This is a genomic window from Kitasatospora sp. NPDC059747, from assembly GCF_042732955.1.
Lineage (GTDB): Bacteria > Actinomycetota > Actinomycetes > Streptomycetales > Streptomycetaceae > Kitasatospora.
In genome coordinates, this window is record NZ_JBHWGV010000107.1 from 1 (window position 1) to 23,271 (window position 23,271).

23 protein-coding genes and 1 riboswitch are annotated in these 23,271 nt (G+C 73.8%); of the genes, 14 read left to right on the forward strand and 9 right to left on the reverse strand.

Annotated elements, in window-relative coordinates:
- Positions 1-35 precede the first annotated feature (35 nt).
- Entirely contained in the window at positions 36-1,829 is a 1,794-nt protein-coding gene (locus ACFV4G_RS33780; RefSeq protein ID WP_380446000.1) for an AMP-dependent synthetase/ligase, read from the reverse strand.
- Between the two features lie 336 nt (positions 1,830-2,165).
- Here ACFV4G_RS33780 and ACFV4G_RS33785 point away from each other — a divergent pair, with 336 nt between their 5' ends.
- The 5 genes from ACFV4G_RS33785 (at position 2,166) to ACFV4G_RS33805 (ending at position 6,424) form a co-directional block, all read left to right on the forward strand.
- On the forward strand, positions 2,166-2,627 hold the full coding sequence (locus ACFV4G_RS33785) for an SRPBCC family protein (protein ID WP_380446001.1): 462 nt from the start codon (positions 2,166-2,168) through the stop codon (positions 2,625-2,627).
- Between the two features lie 25 nt (positions 2,628-2,652).
- On the forward strand, positions 2,653-3,825 hold the full coding sequence (locus ACFV4G_RS33790) for an ArsA family ATPase (protein ID WP_380446002.1): 1,173 nt from the start codon (positions 2,653-2,655) through the stop codon (positions 3,823-3,825).
- A gap of 91 nt (positions 3,826-3,916) precedes the next feature.
- Positions 3,917-4,399, forward strand: a complete 483-nt coding sequence (locus tag ACFV4G_RS33795) for a DUF5304 family protein (RefSeq protein ID WP_380446003.1) — start codon at positions 3,917-3,919, stop codon at positions 4,397-4,399.
- 192 nt (positions 4,400-4,591) lie between these two features.
- Positions 4,592-5,536, forward strand: coding sequence for an ROK family glucokinase (locus tag ACFV4G_RS33800; protein ID WP_380446004.1), 945 nt, complete (start codon positions 4,592-4,594; stop codon positions 5,534-5,536).
- A 138-nt stretch (positions 5,537-5,674) separates the two neighbouring features.
- The gene (locus tag ACFV4G_RS33805; RefSeq protein WP_380446005.1) at positions 5,675-6,424 is read left to right on the forward strand and encodes an endonuclease/exonuclease/phosphatase family protein; all 750 of its coding nucleotides are present in this window, start codon (positions 5,675-5,677) and stop codon (positions 6,422-6,424) included.
- 50 nt (positions 6,425-6,474) lie between these two features.
- Here ACFV4G_RS33805 and ACFV4G_RS33810 read toward each other — a convergent pair whose 3' ends face one another.
- Both ACFV4G_RS33810 and ACFV4G_RS33815 read right to left on the reverse strand, forming a co-directional pair.
- Positions 6,475-7,176, reverse strand: a complete 702-nt coding sequence (locus ACFV4G_RS33810; protein WP_380446006.1) for a hypothetical protein — start codon at positions 7,174-7,176, stop codon at positions 6,475-6,477.
- Positions 7,169-7,963, reverse strand: coding sequence for an alpha/beta hydrolase (locus tag ACFV4G_RS33815; RefSeq protein WP_380446007.1), 795 nt, complete (start codon positions 7,961-7,963; stop codon positions 7,169-7,171). Before ACFV4G_RS33815 ends, ACFV4G_RS33810 begins: the two co-directional genes overlap by 8 nt.
- Positions 7,964-8,163: 200 nt before the next feature.
- Here ACFV4G_RS33815 and ACFV4G_RS33820 point away from each other — a divergent pair, with 200 nt between their 5' ends.
- The 3 genes from ACFV4G_RS33820 to ACFV4G_RS33830 all read left to right on the forward strand — a co-directional run bounded on the left by ACFV4G_RS33820 (position 8,164) and on the right by ACFV4G_RS33830 (position 10,965).
- Positions 8,164-9,000, forward strand: coding sequence for a lysophospholipid acyltransferase family protein (locus ACFV4G_RS33820; RefSeq protein ID WP_380446008.1), 837 nt, complete (start codon positions 8,164-8,166; stop codon positions 8,998-9,000).
- Between the two features lie 128 nt (positions 9,001-9,128).
- Positions 9,129-10,295, forward strand: coding sequence for a MacS family sensor histidine kinase (gene macS / locus ACFV4G_RS33825; RefSeq protein WP_380446030.1), 1,167 nt, complete (start codon positions 9,129-9,131; stop codon positions 10,293-10,295).
- The gene (locus ACFV4G_RS33830; protein ID WP_380446009.1) at positions 10,273-10,965 is read left to right on the forward strand and encodes a response regulator; all 693 of its coding nucleotides are present in this window, start codon (positions 10,273-10,275) and stop codon (positions 10,963-10,965) included. Before macS ends, ACFV4G_RS33830 begins: the two co-directional genes overlap by 23 nt.
- Before the next feature lie 266 nt (positions 10,966-11,231).
- Here ACFV4G_RS33830 and ACFV4G_RS33835 read toward each other — a convergent pair whose 3' ends face one another.
- The gene (locus tag ACFV4G_RS33835; RefSeq protein ID WP_380446010.1) at positions 11,232-13,190 is read right to left on the reverse strand and encodes an anthranilate synthase family protein; all 1,959 of its coding nucleotides are present in this window, start codon (positions 13,188-13,190) and stop codon (positions 11,232-11,234) included.
- 306 nt (positions 13,191-13,496) lie between these two features.
- Here ACFV4G_RS33835 and ACFV4G_RS33840 point away from each other — a divergent pair, with 306 nt between their 5' ends.
- Both ACFV4G_RS33840 and ACFV4G_RS33845 read left to right on the forward strand, forming a co-directional pair.
- Positions 13,497-14,831, forward strand: coding sequence for a class II 3-deoxy-7-phosphoheptulonate synthase (locus ACFV4G_RS33840; RefSeq protein WP_380446011.1), 1,335 nt, complete (start codon positions 13,497-13,499; stop codon positions 14,829-14,831).
- A 185-nt stretch (positions 14,832-15,016) separates the two neighbouring features.
- Positions 15,017-15,313 carry a bacterioferritin-associated ferredoxin gene (locus tag ACFV4G_RS33845; protein ID WP_380446012.1) on the forward strand — a complete coding sequence of 99 codons (297 nt, stop codon included), beginning with the start codon at positions 15,017-15,019 and terminating at the stop codon, positions 15,311-15,313.
- A 13-nt stretch (positions 15,314-15,326) separates the two neighbouring features.
- On the opposite strand, the gene bfr is transcribed toward ACFV4G_RS33845, so the two are convergent.
- A complete protein-coding gene (bfr, locus tag ACFV4G_RS33850) occupies positions 15,327-15,806 on the reverse strand; it encodes a bacterioferritin (protein ID WP_380446013.1) in 480 nt (159 codons plus the stop codon).
- A gap of 220 nt (positions 15,807-16,026) precedes the next feature.
- Between bfr and ACFV4G_RS33855 the strand changes: the two genes are divergently transcribed.
- Positions 16,027-16,656: a sulfite oxidase-like oxidoreductase gene (locus tag ACFV4G_RS33855; RefSeq protein ID WP_380446014.1), complete on the forward strand. Its 630-nt coding sequence runs from the start codon at positions 16,027-16,029 to the stop codon at positions 16,654-16,656.
- Between the two features lie 26 nt (positions 16,657-16,682).
- Here ACFV4G_RS33855 and pknB read toward each other — a convergent pair whose 3' ends face one another.
- The 4 genes from pknB to thiO all read right to left on the reverse strand — a co-directional run bounded on the left by pknB (position 16,683) and on the right by thiO (position 20,777).
- Positions 16,683-18,503: a Stk1 family PASTA domain-containing Ser/Thr kinase gene (gene pknB, locus ACFV4G_RS33860; RefSeq protein WP_380446015.1), complete on the reverse strand. Its 1,821-nt coding sequence runs from the start codon at positions 18,501-18,503 to the stop codon at positions 16,683-16,685.
- Between the two features lie 80 nt (positions 18,504-18,583).
- A complete protein-coding gene (locus ACFV4G_RS33865) occupies positions 18,584-19,381 on the reverse strand; it encodes a thiazole synthase (protein ID WP_380446016.1) in 798 nt (265 codons plus the stop codon).
- A 5-nt stretch (positions 19,382-19,386) separates the two neighbouring features.
- On the reverse strand, positions 19,387-19,596 hold the full coding sequence (gene thiS / locus ACFV4G_RS33870) for a sulfur carrier protein ThiS (RefSeq protein ID WP_380446017.1): 210 nt from the start codon (positions 19,594-19,596) through the stop codon (positions 19,387-19,389).
- Entirely contained in the window at positions 19,593-20,777 is a 1,185-nt protein-coding gene (gene thiO / locus ACFV4G_RS33875; RefSeq protein WP_380446018.1) for a glycine oxidase ThiO, read from the reverse strand. The genes thiS and thiO overlap by 4 nt, the downstream gene beginning before the upstream one ends.
- Positions 20,772-20,884: riboswitch (TPP riboswitch) on the reverse strand. Its footprint overlaps the gene before it by 6 nt.
- A 128-nt stretch (positions 20,885-21,012) precedes the next feature.
- On the opposite strand from thiO, the gene ACFV4G_RS33880 reads away from it, so the two are divergent.
- From ACFV4G_RS33880 to thiE, 3 genes are read left to right on the forward strand one after another with little or no spacing between them, the layout of a single operon-like run.
- Positions 21,013-22,209: an NAD(P)/FAD-dependent oxidoreductase gene (locus ACFV4G_RS33880; protein WP_380446019.1), complete on the forward strand. Its 1,197-nt coding sequence runs from the start codon at positions 21,013-21,015 to the stop codon at positions 22,207-22,209.
- 42 nt (positions 22,210-22,251) lie between these two features.
- Positions 22,252-22,617, forward strand: coding sequence for an Rv2175c family DNA-binding protein (locus ACFV4G_RS33885; protein ID WP_380446020.1), 366 nt, complete (start codon positions 22,252-22,254; stop codon positions 22,615-22,617).
- Positions 22,617-23,267 carry a thiamine phosphate synthase gene (gene thiE / locus ACFV4G_RS33890; RefSeq protein ID WP_380446021.1) on the forward strand — a complete coding sequence of 217 codons (651 nt, stop codon included), beginning with the start codon at positions 22,617-22,619 and terminating at the stop codon, positions 23,265-23,267. The genes ACFV4G_RS33885 and thiE overlap by 1 nt, the downstream gene beginning before the upstream one ends.
- Positions 23,268-23,271: the final 4 nt, after the last annotated feature.

Genomic DNA, 23,271 nt, shown 5'->3' on the forward strand with positions numbered 1-23,271 from the left:
GTCGGGAGGCGGGCCCGTTCGCGCGTCCGGGGCGGCTACTTCTGGTAGATCGCCTCGACGTCGGCCGCGAAGTCCTTCAGGACGACGTTGCGCTTGAGCTTCAGGGACGGCGTGAGGTGGCCGCTCTCCTCGGAGAACTCGGTGTCCAGCAGGCGGAACTTCTTGACCGCCTCGGCGTGCGAGACGGCCGCGTTGCCGTCGTCGACGGCGGTCTGGAGCGCGGCCAGCAGGTCCGGGTCCTCGCGCAGTTCGGCGACCGTCGCGGTGGCGGGCTTGCCGTTGAGCTCCTTCCACTTGGGGAAGAAGTCCGGGTCGACGGTGATCAGGCAGCCGATGAAGGGCTTGCGGTCGCCGACCACCATGACCTCGCCGACCAGCGCGTGCGCCCGGATCCGGTCCTCGATCACCGCCGGGGCGACGTTCTTGCCGCCCGCCGTGACGATGATCTCCTTCTTGCGGCCGGTGATGGTCAGGTAGCCCTCGGAGTCCAGCGAGCCGAGGTCGCCGGTGGCCATCCAGCCGTCCTTGAGGCTGTCGGCGGTCGCCTGCGGGTTGTTCCAGTAGCCGGTGAAGACGTGCGGGCCCTTGAAGAAGACCTCGCCGTCCTCGGCGATCCGCACGGAGGCGCCGGGCACCGGCTGGCCGACCGTGCCGATCTTCGGCTTGTCCCACGGGTTGAAGGCGGTGGCCGCGCAGGTCTCGGTCAGGCCGTAGCCCTCCAGGACGGTGAAGCCGATGCCGCGGTAGAAGTGGCCGAGGCGCTCGCCGAGCGGGGCGCCGCCGGAGATGGCGTGGGTGGCCCGGCCGCCGAGGGCGGCGCGCAGCTTGCTGTAGACCAGCTTGTCGAACACCGCGTGCTTGATCCGCAGGCCGAGGCCGGCGCCGCCGGCGTCCAGGGCGCGGCTGTAGGCGATCGCGGTCGCGGCGGCCTTGTCGAAGATCTTGCCCTTGCCGTCGGCCTGGGCCTTGGCGCGGGCGGTGTTGTAGACCTTCTCGAACACCCGCGGCACGCCGAGGATGAGGGTCGGGCGGAAGGAGGCCAGCTCGGCGGTGACGTCCTTGATGTCGGAGACGTGGCCCAGCTTGATCGGGGCCATCGCCGGGGCGATCTCGACGATCCGGCCGAGCACGTGGGCCAGCGGGAGGAACAGCAGGACGGAGCTCTCGCCGGTGCGGAACAGCGGGGTGAGGCGCTCGACGACGTTGCCGCACTCGGCCAGGAAGTTGCCGTGCGTCAGCTGACAGCCCTTCGGGCGGCCGGTGGTGCCCGAGGTGTAGACGATGGTGGCGATCGAGTCCTCGGAGGCGGTCGAACGGCGCTCCTGGACGGTCGCGTCCGCGACGCCCTCGCCCGCCTCGGCCAGCGCGGCGATCGCGCCGCCCTCGATCTGCCAGAGGTGCTCCAGCTTCGGCAGCCGGCCGCGGACCTCCTCGACCACCTTGAGGTGCTGGTCGGTCTCGGCGAACACGGCGACCGCGCCGGAGTCGCCGAGGATCCACTCGACCTGCTCGGCGGAGGAGGTCTCGTACACCGGCACGGTGATCGCGCCGGCCGTCCAGATCGCGAAGTCCAGCAGCGTCCACTCGTACCGGGTGCGGGACATGACGCCCACCCGGTCGCCGGGCCGGATGCCCGAGGCGATCAGGCCCTTCGCCGCCGCGTGCACCTCCACCAGGAACTGGGTCGCGGTCAACTCCTGCCAGCGGCCGTCCACCTTCCGGCTGAGCACCACGACGTCCGGGTACCGCTCGGCGTTCTGGTGCACGAGGTCGGAGAGGTTACCGCCGCTCGGTACCTGGTAGAGGGCCGGAAGGCTGAAGTCGAGCAAGACTGCTCCTCGTTCGCGACGCTGCGGGACGGCAGGACGTTACTGCCCGGTAGGCAGCTTCGACCAGGGGGGTCGGCCCCGGTGTTCGAAGTGTCACACCCGGCCGGGTCGGACCAGGCCGTGACCGGGTCGTTCGACTGGCACCCTACGGCAGGGCCGGGCGACCGGCCGGTAACATGCGCCGCCGCCGGGCGCCCGCGGGCGCCCGCCGTCCGCCGCCCGGTGCCCGTGCGGCCGAGTCGATCGCCGGTCGCGATAGCCTGCTCCGGGCGCACCCGGGCGAGCACGCCTCGACCGGGGCGGCAGGCAAGAGGGACCGAGTCGGAGGGCCATTCCATGGCGGAGCACACCAGGTCGAGCATCACCATCGACGCGACCCCGGCCACGGTCATGGCCGTGATCGCCGACTTCGCCGCCTACCCGGCCTGGACCGGCGAGGTCAAGGAGATCGAGGTCCTGGAGGCCGCCGAGGACGGCCGCGCCTCGAAGGTCCGCCTGCTGCTCGACGCCGGCGCCATCCGCGACGAGCACGTCCTCGCCTACACCTGGGACGGCGACCGCGAGGTCGGCTGGACCCTCGTGCGCAGCCAGATGCTCCGCTCGCTCGACGGCTCCTACACCCTCGCCCCGCTCGGCGCCGACCGCACCGAGGTCACGTACCAGCTCGCCGTGGACGTCAAGATCCCGATGCTGGGCATGATCAAGCGCAAGGCCGAGAAGGTCATCATCGACCGCGCGCTGGCCGGCCTGAAGAAGCGCGTCGAGGACGGCGGCGGCAAGAAGCCCGCCCAGGGCTGACGGCGCGGAACGGGGGCCCGACGGCATGACGGCGACACGCACCATCCTGGTCAGCGGCGACGCGGGCGCGCCCGCGGTGGCCGCCGCCACCGCCCTGCACGCCGCCCGCGGCGGCCGGCGGGTCTGGCTGCTGGCCGCCGACGACCCGCACCGGGCGCTGGACTCCGTGCTGGGCGTCCGCCTGGAACCCGAACCGCTGCGGTACGCAACCGGCCTGACCGTCTCCCGGATCGACGAGCAGGCCGCCTTCCGGCACGCCCTCGGCGAGATCGCCGGGCGCCTCAAGCCCGCCCTCGACCTGCTCGGGGCCGAGCCGCTCGACCCCGAGGAGCTCACCGCCCTCCCGGGCATCGCCCGGATCGCCCTGCTGCGCGCCCTGCCCGCCGCCGACGGGGACGTCCTGGTCGTGCTCGCCCCGCCGCCCGCCGAGCTGATCGGCGCCCTCGCCCTGCCCGAGCAGCTGGAGCGCTACCTGGACCGGCTGGTCCCCGAGCAGCGCCAGGCCGCCCGGGCGCTGCGCCCGCTGCTGGCCGGACTGGCCGGTGTCCCGATGCCCGCCGACTGGCTGTACGAGAGCCGCGGCAAGGCCGCCGGCGTGCTCGCCGAGTCCCGGGCCGCGATCACCTCGCCCGGCACCAGCGTCCGCCTCGTCGTGTCGGCCGACGGCCATCCGTTCGACGACCTGCGGCGGATCCGCGCCGGGCTGGCCCTGCACGGGCACCGGCCGGACGCCGTCGTGGTGCACGGCGCGCTGCCGGACAAGGCGCTGGAGTCGCCCGACCCGTGGCTGGCCGCGCTGGCCGAGCGCCGCCGCGAGGAACTGGCCGCGCTGACGGCGGCGAGCGACGCCCCCGTCCTCCTCACCGGGCTCGCCGACGTCACCCTGGAGGCCGTCGCCGACCGCCTCTACGGGGACGGACCCGGCCCCGAGCCGCTGGCCGCCGAGCCCTGGCCGGTGGAGGACCGGCTCGCCGAGGAGGGCCTGCTGGTGTGGCACCTCGCGCTGCCGGGCGCCGAGCGGGCCGACCTGGACCTCGTGCGCCGTGGCGACGAGCTGGTGGTCGGCCTCGGCGCCCACCGCCGGGTGCTCGCCCTGCCGTCGGCGCTGCGCCGCTGCACCGTCGCGGGCGCGGGGCTGACCGACGGGGTGCTCACGGTGCGGTTCGCGCCCGATCCGGCGCTCTGGCCCCGGGGCTGACGTCCTCCTGCGCCGCGGGGCCGTGTCGCGCCTCGGGTAGCGTCGGTGGCCGGTGGCCGCGGGGTGCGGCCGCAGCAGAGGAGGCCCCGCGATGACCAGCACCGACCGTACCGAGCCGACGGACGGGTCGACCGACGGGTCGACGGACGAGGCGGCGAACGGACCGACCAGCGGGGCGACGGACCAGGCGGCGAGCGGGCCGTCGGACGCCGACGCGGACGGCGCGGCGGGCGGTCCCGGGGACACGCAGGCCCACCCCTTCGGCCCGGAGCTCGGCCCGCTGGTGGACGAGGTGCGCCGGTTCGCCGACGCCTTCGGCCAGAAGGCCCAGGAGGCGAGCGCCGACACCCTGATCACCCTGGCCGGCTTCGCCGACCGGCTGCGCGAGCAGAAGCCGGAGGTCTACGGGCACCTCGCGGCCGCCGGCTCCGGACTCGCCGCCGCCGGCGCCGAGCTGCTGGCCGCCTACCGCGCCGCCGGGGCCGGCCACGAGCGCCGCTGGACCGCGGGCGACGGCGCCGCCAGCGAGCGGATCGACCTCGACAGCCCCGACGAGCCGTCCACCAAGCAGTGAATCCGTAACCCCTGACGGGTGACGATCTCACCCCCGAGCGTGACGAACCGGGAGTATTCGTAAGACTTTTGAAGCGTCACGGCCCGGTTGGTCCCGGATTGTCTTCGGCTAATGTATGCGAGGCTGTGTACGAGGGCGTGTTTGGGCGGTACCGTTCCGTCCAGCGGGAACGAGTGAATAGCTGAGGGACACATGGCTCTGACCATCGGCGTCGATGTCGGCGGGACCAAGATCGCGGCAGGTGTGGTCGACGAGGCGGGCGCGATCCTCGCCAGGACCAGGGTGCCCACCCCGGCCGACCCCCAGTGGGCCGTCGACGCCATCGCGCAGGCCGTGCGCGAGCTCAAGGAGCAGCACCCCGACGTCACCGCCGTCGGCGTCGGCGCCCCCGGCTTCGTCGACCGCAACCGTTCCACGGTGATCTTCGCGCCCAACATCGACTGGGAGAACGAGCCGCTGCGCGGCCGGATCGAGGAGCTCACCGGCCTCGACACCGTCGTCGAGAACGACGCCAACTGCGCCGCCTGGGCCGAGTTCCGCTTCGGCGCCGCCGCCGACCACGAGGACATGGTCCTGATCACCGTCGGCACCGGCATCGGCGGCGGCATCGTCCTGGACGGCCGGCTGCACCGCGGCCGGTTCGGCGTGGCCGGCGAGATCGGCCACCTCAACATGGTCCCCGACGGCCTGCAGTGCGGCTGCGGCGGCAAGGGCTGCTGGGAGCAGTACGGCTCCGGGCGCTCGCTGCGCCGCTACGGCCGGGAGAAGGCCGCCGCCGACCCGGTCCGCGGCCGGCGGATGCTGGAGCTCAACGACGGCGTCGCCGAGACCATCCGCGGCATCCACATCACCGAGGCCGCCGAGGCGGGCGACCCGCTCGCCCTGGAGTGCTACGCCGAGCTCGCCGACTGGCTGGGCCGCGGCATGGCCGACCTCGCCGCGCTCTTCGACCCGGGCGTCTTCGTCCTCGGCGGCGGCGTCTCCGACTCCGGCCGGCTGCTGCTCGACCCGGTCGCCAAGGCCTTCGAGCACTACCTGACCGGCGGCGTGCACCGCCCGCGCGCCGAGGTCGTCCTGGCCTCGATGGGCTCGGCCGCCGGCATCGCCGGCGCGGCCGACCTCGCCCGCACCGTCTGACCCGCCCCACCCCTCGAAGAAGAAGAGCCCGCCGGCGGCGGTGCGACCGGACCCCGACCACCTCCGGACGCGCCGCCGCCGTCGCACGTCCCCGGGCTGCCGTACGGTCGGTCCCACCGATCACGGACGGGGAGGAACATGACGACGGCACCCACCGCACCGCTGCCCGGGCCCGGCCCGCGCCGACTGCGGCTGCTCGGCTACAACGTCCGCTCGCTGCGCGACGACCGCGAAGCACTCGTCCGGGTGATCCGGGCGTGCGAGCCGGACCTCGTCTGCATCCAGGAATCGCCGCGCTACTGGCGCCCCGAGGGCCAGGCCGGGTGGCTCGCGCGGCGCACCGGGACGGCCGTCCTCGCCGGCGGCGGCCGGACGGCGGCCGGGCCGCTGCTGCTCGGCCGGCCCGGCGCCGTCGAGGTGCTCGGCGTGCACGACCGCTTCCTGCCCAAGACCCGCGGCCTGCACGCCCGCGGCTTCGCCACCGCGCTGCTCCGGCTGCCCGGTTCGGCGCCGTTCACCGTCACCAGCTGCCACCTGAGCCTGGACGCCGACGAGCGGTACGGGCAGTTCGAGCTGCTGCTCGACCAGCTCGGGATCACCGAACTCGGCGTCATCGCGGGCGACTTCAACGAGCACCCGGACGGCGAGGGGTGGCGGCTGCTGGCCTCGCGGCTCCAGGACGGGCACGTCACGGCGCCCTGGGGCGGCGAGTTCACGTCCGTCCCGGAGCGCCCCTACCAGCGGATCGACGCCGTCTTCGCCACGCCCGGGATCACCGTGCGCGCCTGCGGTGTGCCGCACGGGCTGCCGGGCGTCACCGAGGCGGACCTGCGGGCCGCGACCGACCACCTGCCGGTGCTCGCCGTGCTGGAGATCCCCGAGCCCTAATGATGCGCCGGGGGTCGCAACACGGCGGACCCGCCCGGCCACGGCACCGGCTACACGACCGCGCCGTGGTCCGGGTCCTCCGGCTCGTCCTCGTCGCGGTCCTTCATCCGGACCACGAGGGTCACGAAGCCGCCCAGGAAGGCGCTGAACCCGACCCAGGCCGGCCAGCCGGAGATCTCCCGCCACACCACCGCGTCGAACAGCAGCAGCGCCGGGCCGCCGAGCACCGCGAGCCACGCGAACTTGGTGGTCACGTCCGCCGGCGGCAGCGGCTCCGGATCCGGCGGGATGAAGTGGCCCTCGTCCGTCTCCTCGGACAGCTCGAAGTCGCGCGGGCCCCCGCCGGCGGCCGGCAGCACCGGGCCGCCCGACCGGGAGCGGGGCTGCGGGGCCAGGTCGGAGAGGTCGTCGGGGGCGCCCTGGCCGGCGCCGTCCTTGTAGCCGCCCTTCAGCTCGCCCCGGGCCCGGAGGTTCTCGATCTCCGGCCAGTTCGGGTTGTTCAGGTCGACGGGGTCGTCGAACTGGGCCACCAGGGCGGCGAAGATCTCGTCCTGTTCGGCCTGGCTGCGCTCGGGCGCGCGCCGCGGCCGGGGCTCCGCGGGGGCCTCGCCGGCCCCGTCCGCCGCCGTGCCGCCGCCGACGCCGCTCCCCACCGCGTCGTTCGTCGCCCCGTCGGTCGTGCCGTCCTCGCGGGGTGCCTCGTCCCCGCCGCCCGCCGTGCTGCTCTCGTGCACTTCCGGCCCTTCAGCCATGGTGATCGTCGGATTCGACCCGGTTGACGCCCGCCGCGTGCGCGGGAGCCAGCCGTCGGATGAAGTCCAGGCCGCCCCTGAATATTTCCGCCGCGTCGTGGTCCAGCGTCGCGACGTGGAAGCTGCGCTGGCACAGCCGCTCCGTCACGTCGGTCGAGGATATCCGGGCCAGCACCAGTTCCGAGTTGGCCGGCGAGACCACGTGGTCCTGCGGACTGCGGAACAGCAGCACCGGCTGGGTCACCTCCGGCAGCCGCCGCTGGACCTCCTGCCACAGCTTGCCCAGGGACCAGGCGGCGTCCAGCGGCGTCCGGTCGTAGCCGCCCTCGGTGACGCCGGGCCGGGCGATGTCGTCGGTGATCCCGGGGACGCTCGGGAGGAGGTGGCGCAGCACCGGAAGCAGCACACTCGCGGGGTTGTCCGAGCGCACCGACGGGTTGACCAGCACCAGTCCGGAGACCGTCGGGCCGTGCAGCGCGGCCAGCCGCAGGGCCAGCGCGCCGCCCATCGACAGCGCGAAGACGAAGACCTGTTCGCACTCCTCGGCGAGCACCCGCAGCTCCCGGTCGACCTCGGCGTACCAGTCCTCCCACCGGGTGACCTGCATGTCCTGCCAACGGGTGCCGTGCCCCGGCAGCAGCGGCAGGGAGACCGTGAGCCCGGCCGCCGCCAGCTGCTCCGCCCACGGGCGCATCGACTGCGGCGACCCGGTGAAGCCGTGGCACAGCAGGACCCCCACCGGTCCGCCCCGGTGGCGGTACGGTTCGGCACCGGGCAGCAACGGCATGGCGGGCTCCTTCGCGGGCGGGCGGCGCTGGGGGAGGGGACGCTGGAACTGGAGGCTGCGGAATTCGCATCGTCCCACGCGCTCCGCCGGGTCGTACACCCCCGGGCGTGCGCCCCGCGCCCACCCGGCGAGCGGGGCGGGGCGCGGGCCGCGCTCACGGGGCATTAGGATCGACCGGTCCGCAATACAGGAGGCCCGGGTTGTTCTACCGACTGATGAAGATGATCGTCGCGCCACTGCTTCGGATCTTCTTCCGGCCGTGGATCGAGGGTGAGGAGAACATCCCGACCGAGGGTGCGGCGATCATCGCGAGCAACCACCTGTCCTTCTCGGACTCGTTCTTCTTCCCGGCACTGATCAAGCGCCGGGTCACCTTCATCGCGAAGGCCGAGTACTTCAACACCCCGGGCCTCAAGGGCCGGCTGACCGCCGCCTTCTTCAAGGGCGTCGGCCAGCTGCCGGTCGACCGCTCCGGGGTGCGCGGCGCCGGCGAGGCCGCGATCCGCAGCGCGATCGCGGTCCTGGACCGCGGCGAGCTCTTCGGCGTCTACCCCGAGGGCACCCGCTCGCCCGACGGCAAGCTGTACCGCGGCAAGGTCGGCGGTCTGGCCCGCGTCGCGCTGGCCACCGGCGCGCCGGTCATCCCGGTCGCCATGATCGACACCGAGAAGGTGCAGCCGCCCGGTCAGGTCGTCCCCAACTTCGGCATCCGCCCCGGCATCCGGATCGGCCGCCCGCTGGACTTCTCCCGCTACCAGGGCATGGAGAACGACCGCTTCATCCTCCGTTCGGTGACGGACGAGGTGATGTACGAGATCATGCGCCTCTCGGGCCAGGAGTACGTCGACATCTACGCGACGGCCGCCAAGCGGCAGATCTCCGAGGACAAGAAGCGCGCCGACGCCGAGCGCAAGGCCGCCGCCAAGGCGGAGAAGGCCGAGGCGGAGAAGGCGGCCGAGGCCGAGAAGGCCGCGGAAGCCGAGAAGGCCGCCGAGGCGGAGAAGACGCAGGAGCAGAAGGACACCGGGTCGGCCTGACGGACCACCCGGAGGCCCAGGGGAGGGGCGGGCGGATGACGGACGGCGGCAGAACCGGGGCGGTGGGCGCCGGCGGCGGCTCCGGTGCCGGTGGCACGGGGCTCGGCGGCACCGTCGCGGCCGGCGGCATGTCGGTCGAACTCCCGCTCTGGCGGGCGATGTCCTACTTCCGGGTCCTCGCCCTGTGCTACGCCCTGCTCCGCTACTTCCACTCCTACCTGCACTTCCTGCACCCCGTCGCCGGCTGGATCTACCTCGGCGCGCTCACCCTCTGGACCCTTGCCAGCACCCGGGCCTTCGCCGGCCCGCAGCGCTGCACGTGGTACGTCCTCGGCACCGACCTCGCGATGGCCGTCACCGGCATCGTGATGAGCGGCCAGACCGACGACCCGGTCCGGATCAGCCACGGCTCGACCACCCTGCCGACCATCTGGGCCGCGGGCACGGTGCTCGGCTTCGCCGGCAAGGGCGGCTGGCGCTGGGCCGCGGCGGCCGGCTCGGTGATCGGCGTCGCCAACATCCTCGGCCACGGCGGCATCACCGCCGACAACGTCCACAACATCGTGCTGCTGATGGTGGCCGGCTGCGCGATCGGCTACGTCATCGAACTCGCCCGCGCCAGCGAGGCCGCGCTCACCCGCGCCCTCCAGGTCGAGGCCGCGACCCGCGAGCGCGAGCGGCTCTCCCGGGACATCCACGACGGCGTCCTCCAGGTGCTCGCGCTGGTCCAGCGCCGGGGCGCCGAGCAGGCCGAACGCCCCGGCGCCGGCGCCGACTTCGCCGAGCTCGGCCGCCTCGCGGGCGAACAGGAGCGCGCCCTGCGGACGCTGATGACCGGCGGCCCGATCCCCGCCCGCCGCTCACCGCAGGCCGTCGAGGAGCCGGGCGACCTCACCGCGCTGCTGCGCCCGTACGCGGACGAGCGGATCACGATCTCCGCCCCCGGCACACCCGTCCTGCTGCCCGCGCCCGCCGTCGGCGAACTGGCCGCGGCGGTCGGCGCCGCCGTCGACAACGTCCGCAAGCACGCCGGTCCCGCCGCCCGCGCCTGGATCCTGGTCGAGGACGAGCCGGAGGCCGTCACCGTCAGCATCCGCGACGACGGCCCCGGCTTCGCCGCCGGGCGGCTCGGCGAGGCGGAGCGGGCCGGACGGCTCGGCGTCAGCCAGTCGATCCGCGGCCGGCTGCTGGACCTCGGCGGCACCGCCGAGCTGTACTCGGCGCCCGGGGAGGGCGTCGAGGTCGAACTGCGCGTCCCGAGGAAGGGCTCCGATGACCGACCAGCCAGCGACTGATCCGGCGGCCGAACGGCCGGTGCGGGTGATGGTCGTGGACGACCACCCGATGTGGCGCGACGCCGTCTCGCGCGACCTCGCCGAGGCCGGGCTGGACGTGGTGGCCACCGCGGGCGACGGCGAGGAGGCCGTCCGCCGGGCCCGGGCCTGCACGCCCCAGGTGGTCGTGCTCGACCTCAACCTGCCCGGCCTGCCCGGCGCCGAGGTGTGCCGGCAGGTCGTGGCGCACGACCCGTCGGTGCGGGTGCTGGTGCTCTCCGCGAGCGGCGAGCACCAGGATGTGCTGGAGGCCGTGAAGTCCGGCGCGACCGGCTACCTGGTGAAGTCGGCCGGGCGGGAGGAGCTGCTGGACGCCGTGCGGCGTACGGCCGTCGGCGACGCGGTCTTCACCCCGGGCCTGGCCGGCCTGGTGCTCGGCGAGTTCCGCCGCCTGGCCGCCGAACCGGCCCCGGCCTCCGCCCCGGCCGTGCCCCAGCTGACTGCCCGCGAGACGGAGGTCCTGCGGCTCGTGGCGAAGGGCCTGTCGTACCGCCAGATCGCCGAGCGCCTGGTGCTGTCGCACCGGACGGTGCAGAACCACGTGCAGAACACTCTGGGGAAGCTGCAGTTGCACAACCGGGTGGAGCTGGTGCGGTACGCGATCGAGCAGGGGCTGGACGACGAGATCTGAGGGGTGCCTCCGGCGGTTCGGAGGGGCCGGGGGGGCGGGGGCCGGCCTGGAGCTGGTGCGGTACGCGATCGAGCAGGGGCTGGACGACGAGATCTGAGGGGTGCCTCCGGCGGTTCGGAGGGGCCGGGGGGTTCGGGGGCGGGCCTGGAGCTGGTGCGGTACGCGATCGAGCAGGGGCCGGACGACGAGATCTGACGAGATCCGAGGGGTGCCTCCGGCGGTGGGATCCGAGCGGGCGCTCTGCCCGGATCCCGCCGCCCGGCCCCTCAGCGCCGCGCGGCCGCCGTCTGGCGGAGCAGGGCGGCGACGATGTCCACGCCCTCGCGGGTCAGCACCGACTCCGGGTGGAACTGGAGGCCGGCGAAGCCGGGCCCGCGGAGCGCGTGCACGTCGCCGGTGGCCGCGTCGCGCGCGACTTCGACGCCCTCGGCGGCGAGCCGGGCCGCGTCGGCGTCCGTGCAGCGTGCGGTGAACGTGTTGTAGAAGCCCACCGTGCGCTTCGTCCCGAACAGGTCGACGGTCTCCTGCGCGCCCTGGTACGGGACGGGCTTGCGCGCCAGCCCGAGGCCGAGCTCGGCGGCGAGCAGCTGGTGGCTCAGGCAGACCGCGAGCAGCGGCGCCGTCCGGGCACCGGAGCGGACGGCGGCCAGGGTGTCGGCGACGATCGGCCGGAGCACGGCCATCTTGGGGTCGTCGGCGAGCCGGGGGTCGCCCGGCCCGGGGCCGAGCACGAGCGCTCCGGGGTGGGCGGCGACCCGGGCGCGCAGCCCGGGTTCGTCGTACCGGACGACCGAGACCCGGTGGCCGAGCGAGGTGAGCAGGTGGGCGAGCATCGCGGTGAACGTGTCCTCGCCGTCGACGACGAGGGTCGGCTCGGGCTCGGTGATCTCGGCCGGGGCCTGCATCCGCAGCCAGAACGGCGCGAGGCCGCCGCGCCGGGCGCCGAGCGCGGCCTGGACGCGGTGGTCGTCGCCGAGGCGCGGCCCGCCCGGGTTGGGCAGCCGGGCGGGCACGGGCCGGGCGCCGATCGCGGTGAGCACCCCGGCGGCCTTGGCGTGCGTCTCGGCGACCTCGGACTCCGGGTCGGAGTGCCGGACGAGGGTGGCGCCGACCCGCACGACGAGGCGCCCGGTGGCCGGGTCGATGTCGGCGGTGCGGATGCAGATGGGGGAGTCGAGCAGCTGGCCGCCGCTGGCCGAGCGGCCGATGAGGGCGAGCGCGCCGGAGTAGTAGCCGCGTCCGCCGGGCTCGTAGCGCCGGATGACGCGGGTGGCGTTCTGGACCGGGCTGCCGGTGACGGTGGCGGCGAACATCGTCTCGCGGAGCACGTCCCGGACGTCCAGCGAGGTGCGGCCGCGCAGTTCGTACTCGGTGTGGGCGAGGTGGGACATCTCCTTGAGCCGGGGGCCGAGCACCTGGCCGCCGAGGTCGCCGACGGTGCACATCATCTTCAGCTCTTCGTCGACGACCATCGTGAGCTCTTCCAGCTCCTTCGGATCGTGCAGGAACCGGAGGAGGGAGTCGATGTCCGAGCCGCCCGCCGGATAGCGGTAGGTGCCGGAGATCGGGTTCATCACGACGGTGCCGCCGCTCTGCCGGACGTGCACCTCGGGGGAGGCGCCGACCAGGCAGCGACCCGGCTCGCCTCCGGCAAGGCGCTCCCCGGTGTGGACGAGGAACGTCCAGTACGCGCCGCGCTCCTGGTCGAGCAGACGGCGGAACAGGGTGAGGGCGAGCTCGGGCGAGAAGTTCTCCAGCGTGGCCGTGAAGTCGCGCCGGATCACGAAGTTGGCGCCCTCGCCGTTGCCGATCTCGTCCCGGATCACCCGGCGGACGATGTCGGCGTACGCGGCGTCGTCCACGTCGAACGAGCCGTCCGTCAGTGTGACCGGCAACTGCGGTAGTGCGGCCACGAGTTCGGCCAACGGAAGGGCGTACTGCTCGGTCACCGCGAGGGCCTGGAGCGGTGTGCCGTCGTCGTGCGCCTCGAAGCCGCGCTCGCGGATCTGCCGGTAGGGGACGAGCGCGAGCAGGTCGTGAACCGGGCCGCCCTCCGGCGCGCCGGAGCGGACCGGCAGGTCGGCGAGGTGCTCGTACGTGCCGACGGTGCCCAGCAGCACCTCGACGGTGTCCGGGGCGAGTCGCGGGGTGCGGCGGTGCAGCAGTGCGAAGGCCGGGGCGTCGGGGCCGGTGAGGCGGGCGAGCAGGTCGGCGGTGGTGGTCACGGTGCGGCTTCCTTCCGGGAGGACGTGCGGGGTGCGGTGCTGGGGTGTTCCGCTCCCGGAGGGGCCGTCTGCTCAGACGCCGACGGCCGCCCCGAGGGGCGGCCGTCGTGTTCGTCTAGGAACGCGCGATCGGTGGGCCACCCGAGGGGGAGGCCCACCACCAGGAGTGGGTGTGGGGCGCGTGCATGGGTCGAGCGTAGCGGATTGGGCGGACCGGGTGAGGCCGGTCACTTCTTTGTCCGAGATGTGTCTCACCCATCGAGCATTGGTCACGAATCGCTGGTGTCACCCCGTAGCCTTGGCCGTGTGACCGTGACGAATCTCCACTCCTGGCAGTCCCTGCCCGCGGCGCAGCAGCCTGAATGGCCGGACCAAGAGGCTCTGCGCAAGACCCTTGCGGAGCTCGCCTCCTATCCGCCCCTCGTCTTCGCCGGCGAGTGCGACCAGCTGCGCGCCAGGCTCGCTGCCGTGGCGCGTGGAGAGGCGTTCCTCCTGCAGGGCGGCGACTGCGCCGAGGCCTTCGACGGCGTCTCGGCCGAGCACATCCGCAACAAGCTGAAGACGCTGCTGCAGATGGCCGCGGTGCTGACGTACGCGGCCTCCGTGCCGGTCGTGAAGGTGGGCCGGATCGCCGGCCAGTACTCGAAGCCGCGCTCGAAGTCGACCGAGACCCGGGACGGCGTGACCCTGCCGGTGTACCGCGGCGACTCGGTGAACGGCTTCGAGTTCACCCCCGAGTCCCGCATCCCGGACCCGGAGCGCCTGAAGCGGATGTACAACGCGTCCGCCGCGACGCTGAACCTGGTGCGCGCCTTCACCACCGGTGGTTACGCCGACCTGCGCCAGGTGCACGCCTGGAACCAGGACTTCGTCCGCAACTCGCCGGCCGGCCAGCGCTACGAGCAGCTCGCCCGGGAGATCGACAACGCGCTGGCGTTCATGAACGCCTGTGGTGTCGCCCCGGAGGAGTTCAAGACGGTCGAGTTCTACTCCTCGCACGAGGCGCTGGTCCTCGACTACGAGACCGCGCTGACCCGCGTGGACTCGCGCACCGGCGAGCTGTACGACGTCTCCGGCCACATGGTGTGGATCGGTGAGCGCACCCGGCAGCTGGACCACGCGCACATCGAGTTCGCCTCGAAGATCCGCAACCCGATCGGCGTCAAGCTCGGCCCGACCACCTCGGTGGACGACGCGCTGACCCTGATCGAGAAGCTGGACCCGGAGCGCGAGCCCGGCCGCCTCACCTTCATCACCCGGATGGGTGCGGGCAAGGTCCGTGACCACCTGCCCACCCTGGTGGAGAAGGTCACCGCGTCCGGCGCCCAGCCGGTGTGGATCTGCGACCCGATGCACGGCAACACCTTCGAGGCCTCCAGCGGCCACAAGACCCGCCGCTTCGACGACGTGCTCGACGAGGTCAAGGGCTTCTTCGAGGTGCACCGCGCGCTCGGCACCCACCCGGGCGGCATCCACGTGGAGCTGACCGGCGACGACGTGACCGAGTGCGTCGGCGGCGGCGACGAGGTGCTGGTCGACGACCTGCACCAGCGCTACGAGACGGCCTGCGACCCGCGCCTCAACCGCAGCCAGTCGCTCGACCTGGCGTTCCTGGTGGCGGAGATGTACCGCGGCCAGTAGGTCCCGGTCGTGCCGCAGCCCCCGGATGTGACGAAGGCCCCTCCGGTTTCGGGATTCCCGAGGCCGGAGGGGCTTTTTCGTACCCGGAACGCCGGGTAAGGTGAGGCTTAGTGAACTAAGGCAAGCCTTAGTCAAGATCCACTGCAGTCGAGAGCAGCTGCGCCACACCCCCGGGAGAGACCGCGATGTACGTGTGCATGTGCCATGCGGTCACCGAGGACCAGGTGAAGCGGGCGATCGACGAGGGCGCCAACACCCCGCGGCAGATCGCCAAGGGCTGCAAGGCCGGCACCGACTGCGGCTCGTGCGTGCGCCGGATACAGGCGCTGCTCGGCGAGCACGGCGCCCGGCCCTGCCCGACCGCCCGGCTGGCCGCCAGGCTCGGCCTCGCGGACCCCGAGGGCCCCGCCGCCCCGGGGCCGGTCGCACCGGCCCCGACGGCCCCGGTCCCGGCGTCCGTCGTCCCGCTGCGCGCGGCCTGACCGCCGCGGCGGCTCAGGACTCCGGCTGCTCGATCAGCTGGGCGAGGTAGAGCGCCTCGCCGAGCTTCTCCAGGAGCTCCAGCTGGGTGTCGAGGTAGTCGATGTGGTGCTCCTCGTCCGCCAGGATGTCCTCGAAGATGTTCGCCGAGGTGACGTCGTTCTTGGCGCGCATGACCACGATCCCGCGCTTGAGCCGGTCGATCGCCTCGACCTCGACCTGGCGGTCGGCCTCGAACATCTCCTTGACCGTCTGCCCGATCCGGACGTGGAACAGCCGCTGGTAGTTCGGCAGGCCCTCCAGGAAGAGGATCCGGTCGGTGAGCACCTCGGCGTGCTTCATCTCGTCGATCGACTCGTGCCGGGTGAACTTGGCGAGCTTCGTCCAGCCGAAGTTCTCCTGCATCTTGGCATGCAGGAAGTACTGGTTGATCGCGGTGAGCTCGGCGGTGAGCTGCTCGTTGAGGAACTCGATGACCTCGGGATCGCCCTGCATGACGGTGCCTCCCTGCGCTGGGGCCTGCTGTGAGTGCTGCGCTGCGCATCCTGGCACCGAAATGGGAGGGACTTCCAGTAAGTTCACACTCACTAGGACATGTGTCGGAATATCCGATTTGGGGGAATGTCTGCCGGCCGTTGGCCCGTACGGGCGGGGCGCGCGGGGCACCGAAAGGGGCGCGCGCCGGGGGCCGGACGCCGTCTGTCACCATGGAGCCATGGGTCAGTCCGAACAAGAACAGCTTCCGCCGCCTGACCCGAGGCTCCCCCCGGGGCAGCGCGTCCAGCGCGGCTGGCCCGCCCTGCACTACGGTCCCGTGCCCCGCTTCAAGCCGCTGACCTGGGACCTCCAGGTGTTCGGCGCGACCGCCTCGGCGGAGAAGCACAGCTGGGACTTCGACGCCTTCACCGCCCTGCCGCGCACCACCGTCCGCGCGGACCTGCACTGCGTGACCAAGTTCTCGGTGCTCGGCAACGAGTGGACGGGCGTCCCGGCCTCCCTCGTCCTCGACCTCGTGCCCCCGGCGCCCGGCGTCACGCACGTGATGGTCTGGGCCGAGTACGGCTACAGCGCCAACCTGCGGCTGGCCGACTTCGCCGATCCGCGCACGCTCTTCGCCACCCACCGCAACGGCGAGCCGCTGACCGCGGAACACGGCTTCCCCGTCCGGCTCGTCGTCCCGCAGCTGTACGCCTGGAAGGGCCCGAAGTGGGTCCGCGCGGTCGAGTACATGCGGGCCGACCGGCGCGGCTTCTGGGAGGAGCGCGGCTACCACAACCTCGCCGACCCGTGGCGCGAGCAGCGCTACACCCACCAGGAGGAGCCGGGGGACGGCCCGCTCCGCTAGGCCCTGGGCCCTGGGCCCCAACCCCCTCAGATGAAGGGGAAGTTGACCGTCACCGCGGTGTGCTGGGGACGCCGCTCGCCGGCCGCCGGGAACTGGCTGCTCGCCTTGCCGCTGCCGAACAGGTTGACCCCGGTGGTCTGCATCGTGAACCCGGCCGCCGTGAGCGCCTTCTCGGCCGCGTCCTTCGTCATCCCGGTGACGTCCGGCACCGGCACCATGCCCTTGCTGACCACCAGCGAGACCGGGGTGTTCTCCGCCACCTGCTGGCCGGCCACCGGCGAGCTGCTGATCACCGAGCCCTCGGGCACGGCGTCGTTGAACGTCTGGGTCACCGAGCCCTTCGCCAGCTGCACGCCGGTCAGCGCGGACGCGGCCTGGTCGGCGGGCTTGCCGGTGACGTCCGGCACGGCGATCCGGTGCGGCCCCTTGGAGACGGTGACCGTCACGGCGTCGCTCTTGCGCGACCGGGTGCCCACCCCGGGGTCGGTGGAGATCACCTGGCCGGACGGCACGGTCTCGCTGTACGCGTCCACGAACTTGCCGTGCATGCCGTCCTTGTCCAGGATCCGCTGCGCCTCGGCGCGGTCCTTGCCGAGCACCCCGGGCACCGGCCCGTACAGCGACTCGGACAGCCCGTACGTCACGCCGCCGACCAGCAGCACCAGGACGGTCAGCGCGGAGGCCCAGATCACCGGCTTGCGCGGGACGCGGCGCAGCGGGTTCGGGCGGGGCGGGCGGACGGGGGTGGGCTCGTCGTAGGGGCGGGGCTCGACCAGCAGCTGGTCCATCAGGTCCGGCGGGACGTCGAGGACGCTGGTGCGCTCGGCCACGGGCGGCTCGACCGGCTGCGGGAGGGGGAGCGGCAGCTGGTGCGGGGCGGCCTGCGGCGTGCGCTGGATCACCGAGGTCGGCTCGCTGGTCGGGTAGCGCGGGCTGGGCCTGGTGGAGGTCGGCGGCTCGGCGTCCAGCTCGGCCGGGCCGAGCTCGCGCCGGACCCGCTGCAGGGTGGCCAGCAGCTCGACGGCGTCGTACGGGCGGGTGTCGGGGGTCCGGGCGCAGGCGCCGAGCACTATCGCGTCGAGCGCCGGGGGGACGGTCGGGACGCTGCGCGAGGGTGGGGGGACGTCCTCGTGCAGGTGCTTGTACATGACCTGGACGGGGTTGTCGCCGGTGTGCGGGCGCGTGCCGGTGAGCATCTCGTACAGCAGGATGCCGGCCGCGTAGACGTCCACGCGCTGGTCGGTGGGGGCGTCCGGGAGGATCTGCTCGGGCGCGAGGTAGGAGACGGTGCCCATGACGGTGCCGCCGGTGGCGGTGGTCGTCGAGGTGGGGGCGCCGTCGGCGCTGCCCAGGACCCGGACCAGGCCGAAGTCGGCGACCTTGACCAGGCCGCCGTCGGTGATCAGCACGTTCTCCGGCTTGACGTCCCGGTGGACCAGCCCGGCGCGGTGGGCGGCGCCGAGCGCGGCGAGCACCGGCTCCATGATGTCCAGCGCGGCCCGGATCGACAGCGCGCCGCGGTCTCGCAGCAGGTCGCGCAGGGTGCGGCCGGGCACGTACTCCATGGCGAGGAAGACGTTCCCGTGGTCGGCGCCCTGGTCGAAGACGTTGACCACGTTGGGGTGGGCGAGGCGGGCGACGGCCTTGGCCTCACGGATGAAGCGGGCGGTGAAGCCCTCGTCCCCGGCGAGGTCGGGGTGCATCACCTTGAGGGCGAGCACGCGGTCGAGCCGGGTGTCGGTGCCCTTGTAGACCGTGGACATGCCGCCGGTCGCGATGCGCTGCTCGACCCGGTACCGGCCGTCGAGCAGGGTACCGATCAGGGGGTCGCGCCATGCCGTGTCCACCCGAGGAGTGTAGTGCGGCGGGTCGCGGCCGGTCCCGGCGGACATCGCCTCCGGGACCGGCTTGTGACACGGGTGCGGCGTCAGAACGCCGGACGCTCGCGGGTGTCGAGGTCGGCGCGGCCGGCCATCGCGGAGGAGGCCTCCGCGTGGAAGCGGCGCGGGATCCGGCCGGCCCGGTGGGCGAGGCGGCCGGCCTCGGTGGCGTGCCGCATGGCCTCGGCCATCAGGACCGGGTCCTGTGCGCGGGTCACCGCGGAGGCGAGCATCACGGCGGAGCAGCCGAGCTCCATCGCCAGCGCGACGTCGGAGGCGGTGCCGGCGCCCGCGTCCAGGACGACCGGGACGTTCGCGCCCTCCACGATCAGCTGGAAGTTGTGCGGGTTGCGGATGCCGAGGCCGGAGCCGATCGGCGAGCCGAGCGGCATGATCGCCGCGCAGCCGACGCCCTCCAGCTTGCGGGCCAGCACCGGGTCGTCGTTGGTGTACGGGAGCACCGTGAAGCCGTCGTCGACGAGGGTCTCGGCGGCGTCCAGCAGCTCGATCGGGTCCGGCAGGAGGGTCCGCTCGTCGGCGATGACCTCCAGCTTCACCCAGTCGGTGCCGAGTGCCTCGCGGGCCAGCCGGGCGGTCAGCACGGCCTCGCCGGCGGTGAAGCAGCCGGCCGTGTTGGGCAGCACCCGGATGCCGTTGCGGGTCAGCACGTCCAGGACGGAGCCCTGGGTGGTCGCGTCGACCCGGCGCATCGCGACGGTGGTCAGCTCGGTGCCCGAGACCCGCAGGGCCTGCTCCAGGACCTCCAGGCTGGGGGCGCCGCCGGTGCCCATGATGAGCCGGGAGGTGAAGGTCGTCCCGGCGATGGTGAAGAGGTCGTCGGCCATGGCGCTCAGCCTCCCTGCACGGCGGTGAGGATCTCGATCCGGTCGCCCGCCGAGAGCCGCGTCTCGGACCACGAACCACGTGGCACCACGGCCTCGTTGAGCGCGGCGGCGACGCCGGTGTTGGCCTTGCTGAGGGTGGTGACCACCTCGGCGAGGGTGGTCGCGGCGGGCACCTCGCGGGGCTCGCCGTTGACGGTCAGTGCGATGTCGGTCATGCGACGGCCTTCGTGGTGGAGCGGGCGGGGGAGAACCGGGAGGGTGCGAACGGCCGTGCGAGCTCGGGGACTTCGCCGGTCGCCAGGTAGTCGGCGAGCAGGTCGGCGGTGACCGGGGTGAGCAGGACGCCGTTGCGGTAGTGGCCGGTCGCGGCGACCAGGCCGGGCAGGTCGGTCGGTCCGAGCAGCGGTGCGTTGTCCGGCGAGCCGGGACGCAGCCCGGCCGAGGTCTCGACGAGCGGGAGTTCGGTGATGCCGGGGACCAACTCGTGGGCATCGCGCAGGAGTTCGTAGACCCCGCCGGCGGTGACGGTGGTGTCGTAGCCCTGCTCCTCGGTGGTCGCGCCGATCACCAGCTCGCCGTTCTCGCGCGGCACCAGGTACAGGTGCTGCCCGCGCACGACCGCGCGGACGTTGCGGTTGAGGAAGGGCCGGTAGGCGTCGGGGATCCGCAGCCGCAGGATCTGCCCCTTGACCGGACGGACCGCCGGCAGCACGTCCTCCGGCAGGCCGGGCAGCCGGTGGCTGTGCGGGCCGGCGGCGAGGACGACCCGGTCGGCGGCGAGGGTTCCGCCGGTGCCGAGCCGGGCGCCGACCGCGCGGCCGCCCTCGACCAGCAGCTCGACGGCCTCGGTGCGGTGGAACACGACGCCCGAGCGTTCGCAGGCGCGGACCAGCGCGGTCAGCAGCCGGCGGGGGTCCACCTGGTGGTCGTCGGCCACGTGCAGGCCGCCGCGCACGCCGGGGGCCAGCATCGGTTCCAGCTTGCGGGCCTCCCGGCCGGTCAGCCAGGTCGAGTCGAGGCCGAGCCGCTCGTGGAAGGCGTGCAGTTCGCGCAGTTCCGCGCGGTCGTCGGAGTCCAGCGCGACGGCGACCGTGCCGCACCGGCGGTAGCCGGTGTCCTCGCCGCCGCTCGCCTCGGTGAGCTCGGCGGCGAACGCCGCGTACCGCTCGTTCGAGGCCATCCCGAGGCGCAGCAGCGGCTCCTCGCCGTACTGCAGCTCGGTGACCGGGGCGAGCATCCCGGCCGCGACCCCGGCCGCCCCGTGACCGGGGGAGGGGTCGACCACGACGATGTCCTCCAGGCCGCGCTGCGCCGCCCGCCAGGCGACGGCGAGGCCGATGACGCCCCCGCCGATCACCAGCACGTCGGCGCGGCTGCCCGGTGCCAAGCGTGTCAAAGCTGCTCTTCTCCCTTCGCCGGTATGACCCGGATCAGGTTCGGACGGTCGCGGGCCGTGCCAGCCCGCCTCTCAGCCCGGTACGCCGGGCTCCCGTGATGGTGTCCCCACCATAACTCCGGTGGTCCGCCCGGCCGAAGGCCCGTACGAAGGGTGGACGGGCCCGGCGCGGCCCGCCCGTGCGCGGGACGGACGGGCCGCCGGGGCGCGTGGGGCCGCTGAGTACAGTGGCGCCGTGGCAGAGCTGAGCGGAACGGATCGGGTGGTCGTCGTCGGGGCCGGGCTGGCCGGCGCGCAGTGCGCGCTGGGGCTGCGGCGGGGCGGCTGGCAGGGGCGGATCGTGCTGGTCGGGGAGGAGCCGCACGCGCCGTACGACCGGCCGCCGCTCTCCAAGGACGTCCTGCTCGGCAAGAGCGACGCCACCACGCTGGACATCGACTTCCCGCACCTCGGCGTCGAACTGCTCACCGGCCGCCGCGCCACCGGACTCACCCCGGGCGTGCTGCACACCGACGCCGGCGACCTCCCGTACGGATCGCTGGTGATCGCCACGGGCGCGACCCCGCGCGCCCTGCCCGGCGCCGAGCGCGCCCACCTCCTGCACACCCTGGACGACGCGCTCGCCCTGCGCGCGCTGCTGCGGCCCGGCCTGCGCCTGGTGCTGGTCGGCGCCGGCTGGATCGGCGCGGAGGTGGCCACCGCCGCCCGGGAGGCCGGCTGCGAGGTGACCGTCGTCGAGGCGGGTCCGGCGCCCGTTCCCGGTGCGCTGCCCGGGGAGGTCGGCGCGGCGATGGCCGCCTGGTACGCCGGAGCCGGGGTGGACCTGCGCTGCGGCGTCGGCGTCGCGGCCGTCGAGCCCGGCGCGGTGCTGCTGGCCGACGGCTCGCACCTGCCCGCCGACGAGGTGGTGGTCGGCATCGGCGCCCGGCCCGCGACCGACTGGCTGGCCGGCACGGGCGTCGAGCTGGACGCGACCGGTGCGGTCGTCGTGGACGGGCGGCTGCGCACCAGCCTGCCGGGCGTCTTCGCGGCCGGCGACTGCGTCAGCTACCCGTCGGTCCGCTCCGGCGCCCGGCTGGCCGTCCAGCACTGGGACCACGCGCTGCAGTCCGGCGAGGCGGCGGCCGCCGCCGTCCTCGGGGTGGACGCGCCGTACGACCCGGTGCCGTACTTCTGGTCGGAGCAGTTCGGCCGCATGGTGCAGTACGCCGGGCGGCACGCCGAGGGCGACGAGCTGCTCTGGCGCGGCTCCCCGCAGGACGCGACCTGGTCGGTGCTGTGGCTGCGCGACGGTGTGCCGAGCGCGCTGCTGGCCGTGGACCGCCCGCGCGACCTCACCCAGGGCCGCCGCCTGATCGAGCGCGGCACCGCGCTGGACCCGGCCCGGGCCGCGGACCCGGCGGTGGCGCTGAAATCGGCGGTCGCGGGGTAGCGGCTGGTGCGCGGCGGGCTCCGGAGGTGGCAGTCTGGTGGCGTGAGTGAGATCGAAAGCAAGATTGAAGCCCTGGTCGCCGAGTGGATGTACCTGCCCGACATCTCGGAGCAGTGGGGGGTCCGCGTCACCGAGGTGCGCGACCTCGTCCGCAACGGCGGCCTGATCGCCGTCCGGCGGGGCCCGAACAACTCGCTGCAGGTCCCTGCGGCGTTCATCGACGGCCAGGGGCTGGTCAAGCACCTGTCCGGCACCCTGACCGTGCTGCGCGACTGCGGGTACAGCGACGTGGAGATCCTGGAGTGGCTCTTCACCGAGGACCCGTCGCTGCCCGGCAGCCCGATCCAGGCGCTGCGGGAGAACCGTGGCACCGAGGTCAAGCGCCGCGCCCAGGCGATGCTGATCTGATGGCGGCGGACACGCCGCGTCAGCGGCTGGCCGAGGCCCGGCTGTACCTGTGCACCGACGCCCGCCGCGAGCAGGGCGACCTGGCCGAGTTCCTGGACGAGGCGCTGGCCGGCGGGGTCGACATCGTCCAGCTCCGGGACAAGGGCCTGGAGGCCAAGCAGGAGCTGGAGGCCCTGGAGGTCTTCGCGGACGCCTGCCGCCGCCACGGCAAGCTGCTCTCGGTCAACGACCGCGCCGATGTCGCCCACGCCGCCCGGCCGGACGTCCTGCACCTCGGGCAGGACGACCTGCCCGTCCCGGCCGCCCGGGCGATCCTCGGCGAGGACGTCCTGATCGGCCGGTCCTGCCACGCCGAGTCCGAGGTGGACGCGGCGGTCGCCGAGCCCGGCGTGGACTACTTCTGCACCGGCCCGGTCTGGCCGACCCCGACCAAGCCGGGCCGCCCGGCCCCGGGCCTCGGCCTGGTCGCGTACGCGGCGAAGCAGCCCACCGACCGCCCGTGGTTCGCCATCGGCGGCATCGACCTGGGCAACGTCGACGAGGTGCTCGCCGCGGGCGCCCGCCGGATCGTCGTCGTGCGCGCCATCACGGCCGCGGACGACCCGCGGGCGGCCGCCGCCGAGCTCTCCCGGCGGCTGCGCCAGGCCTGATCCC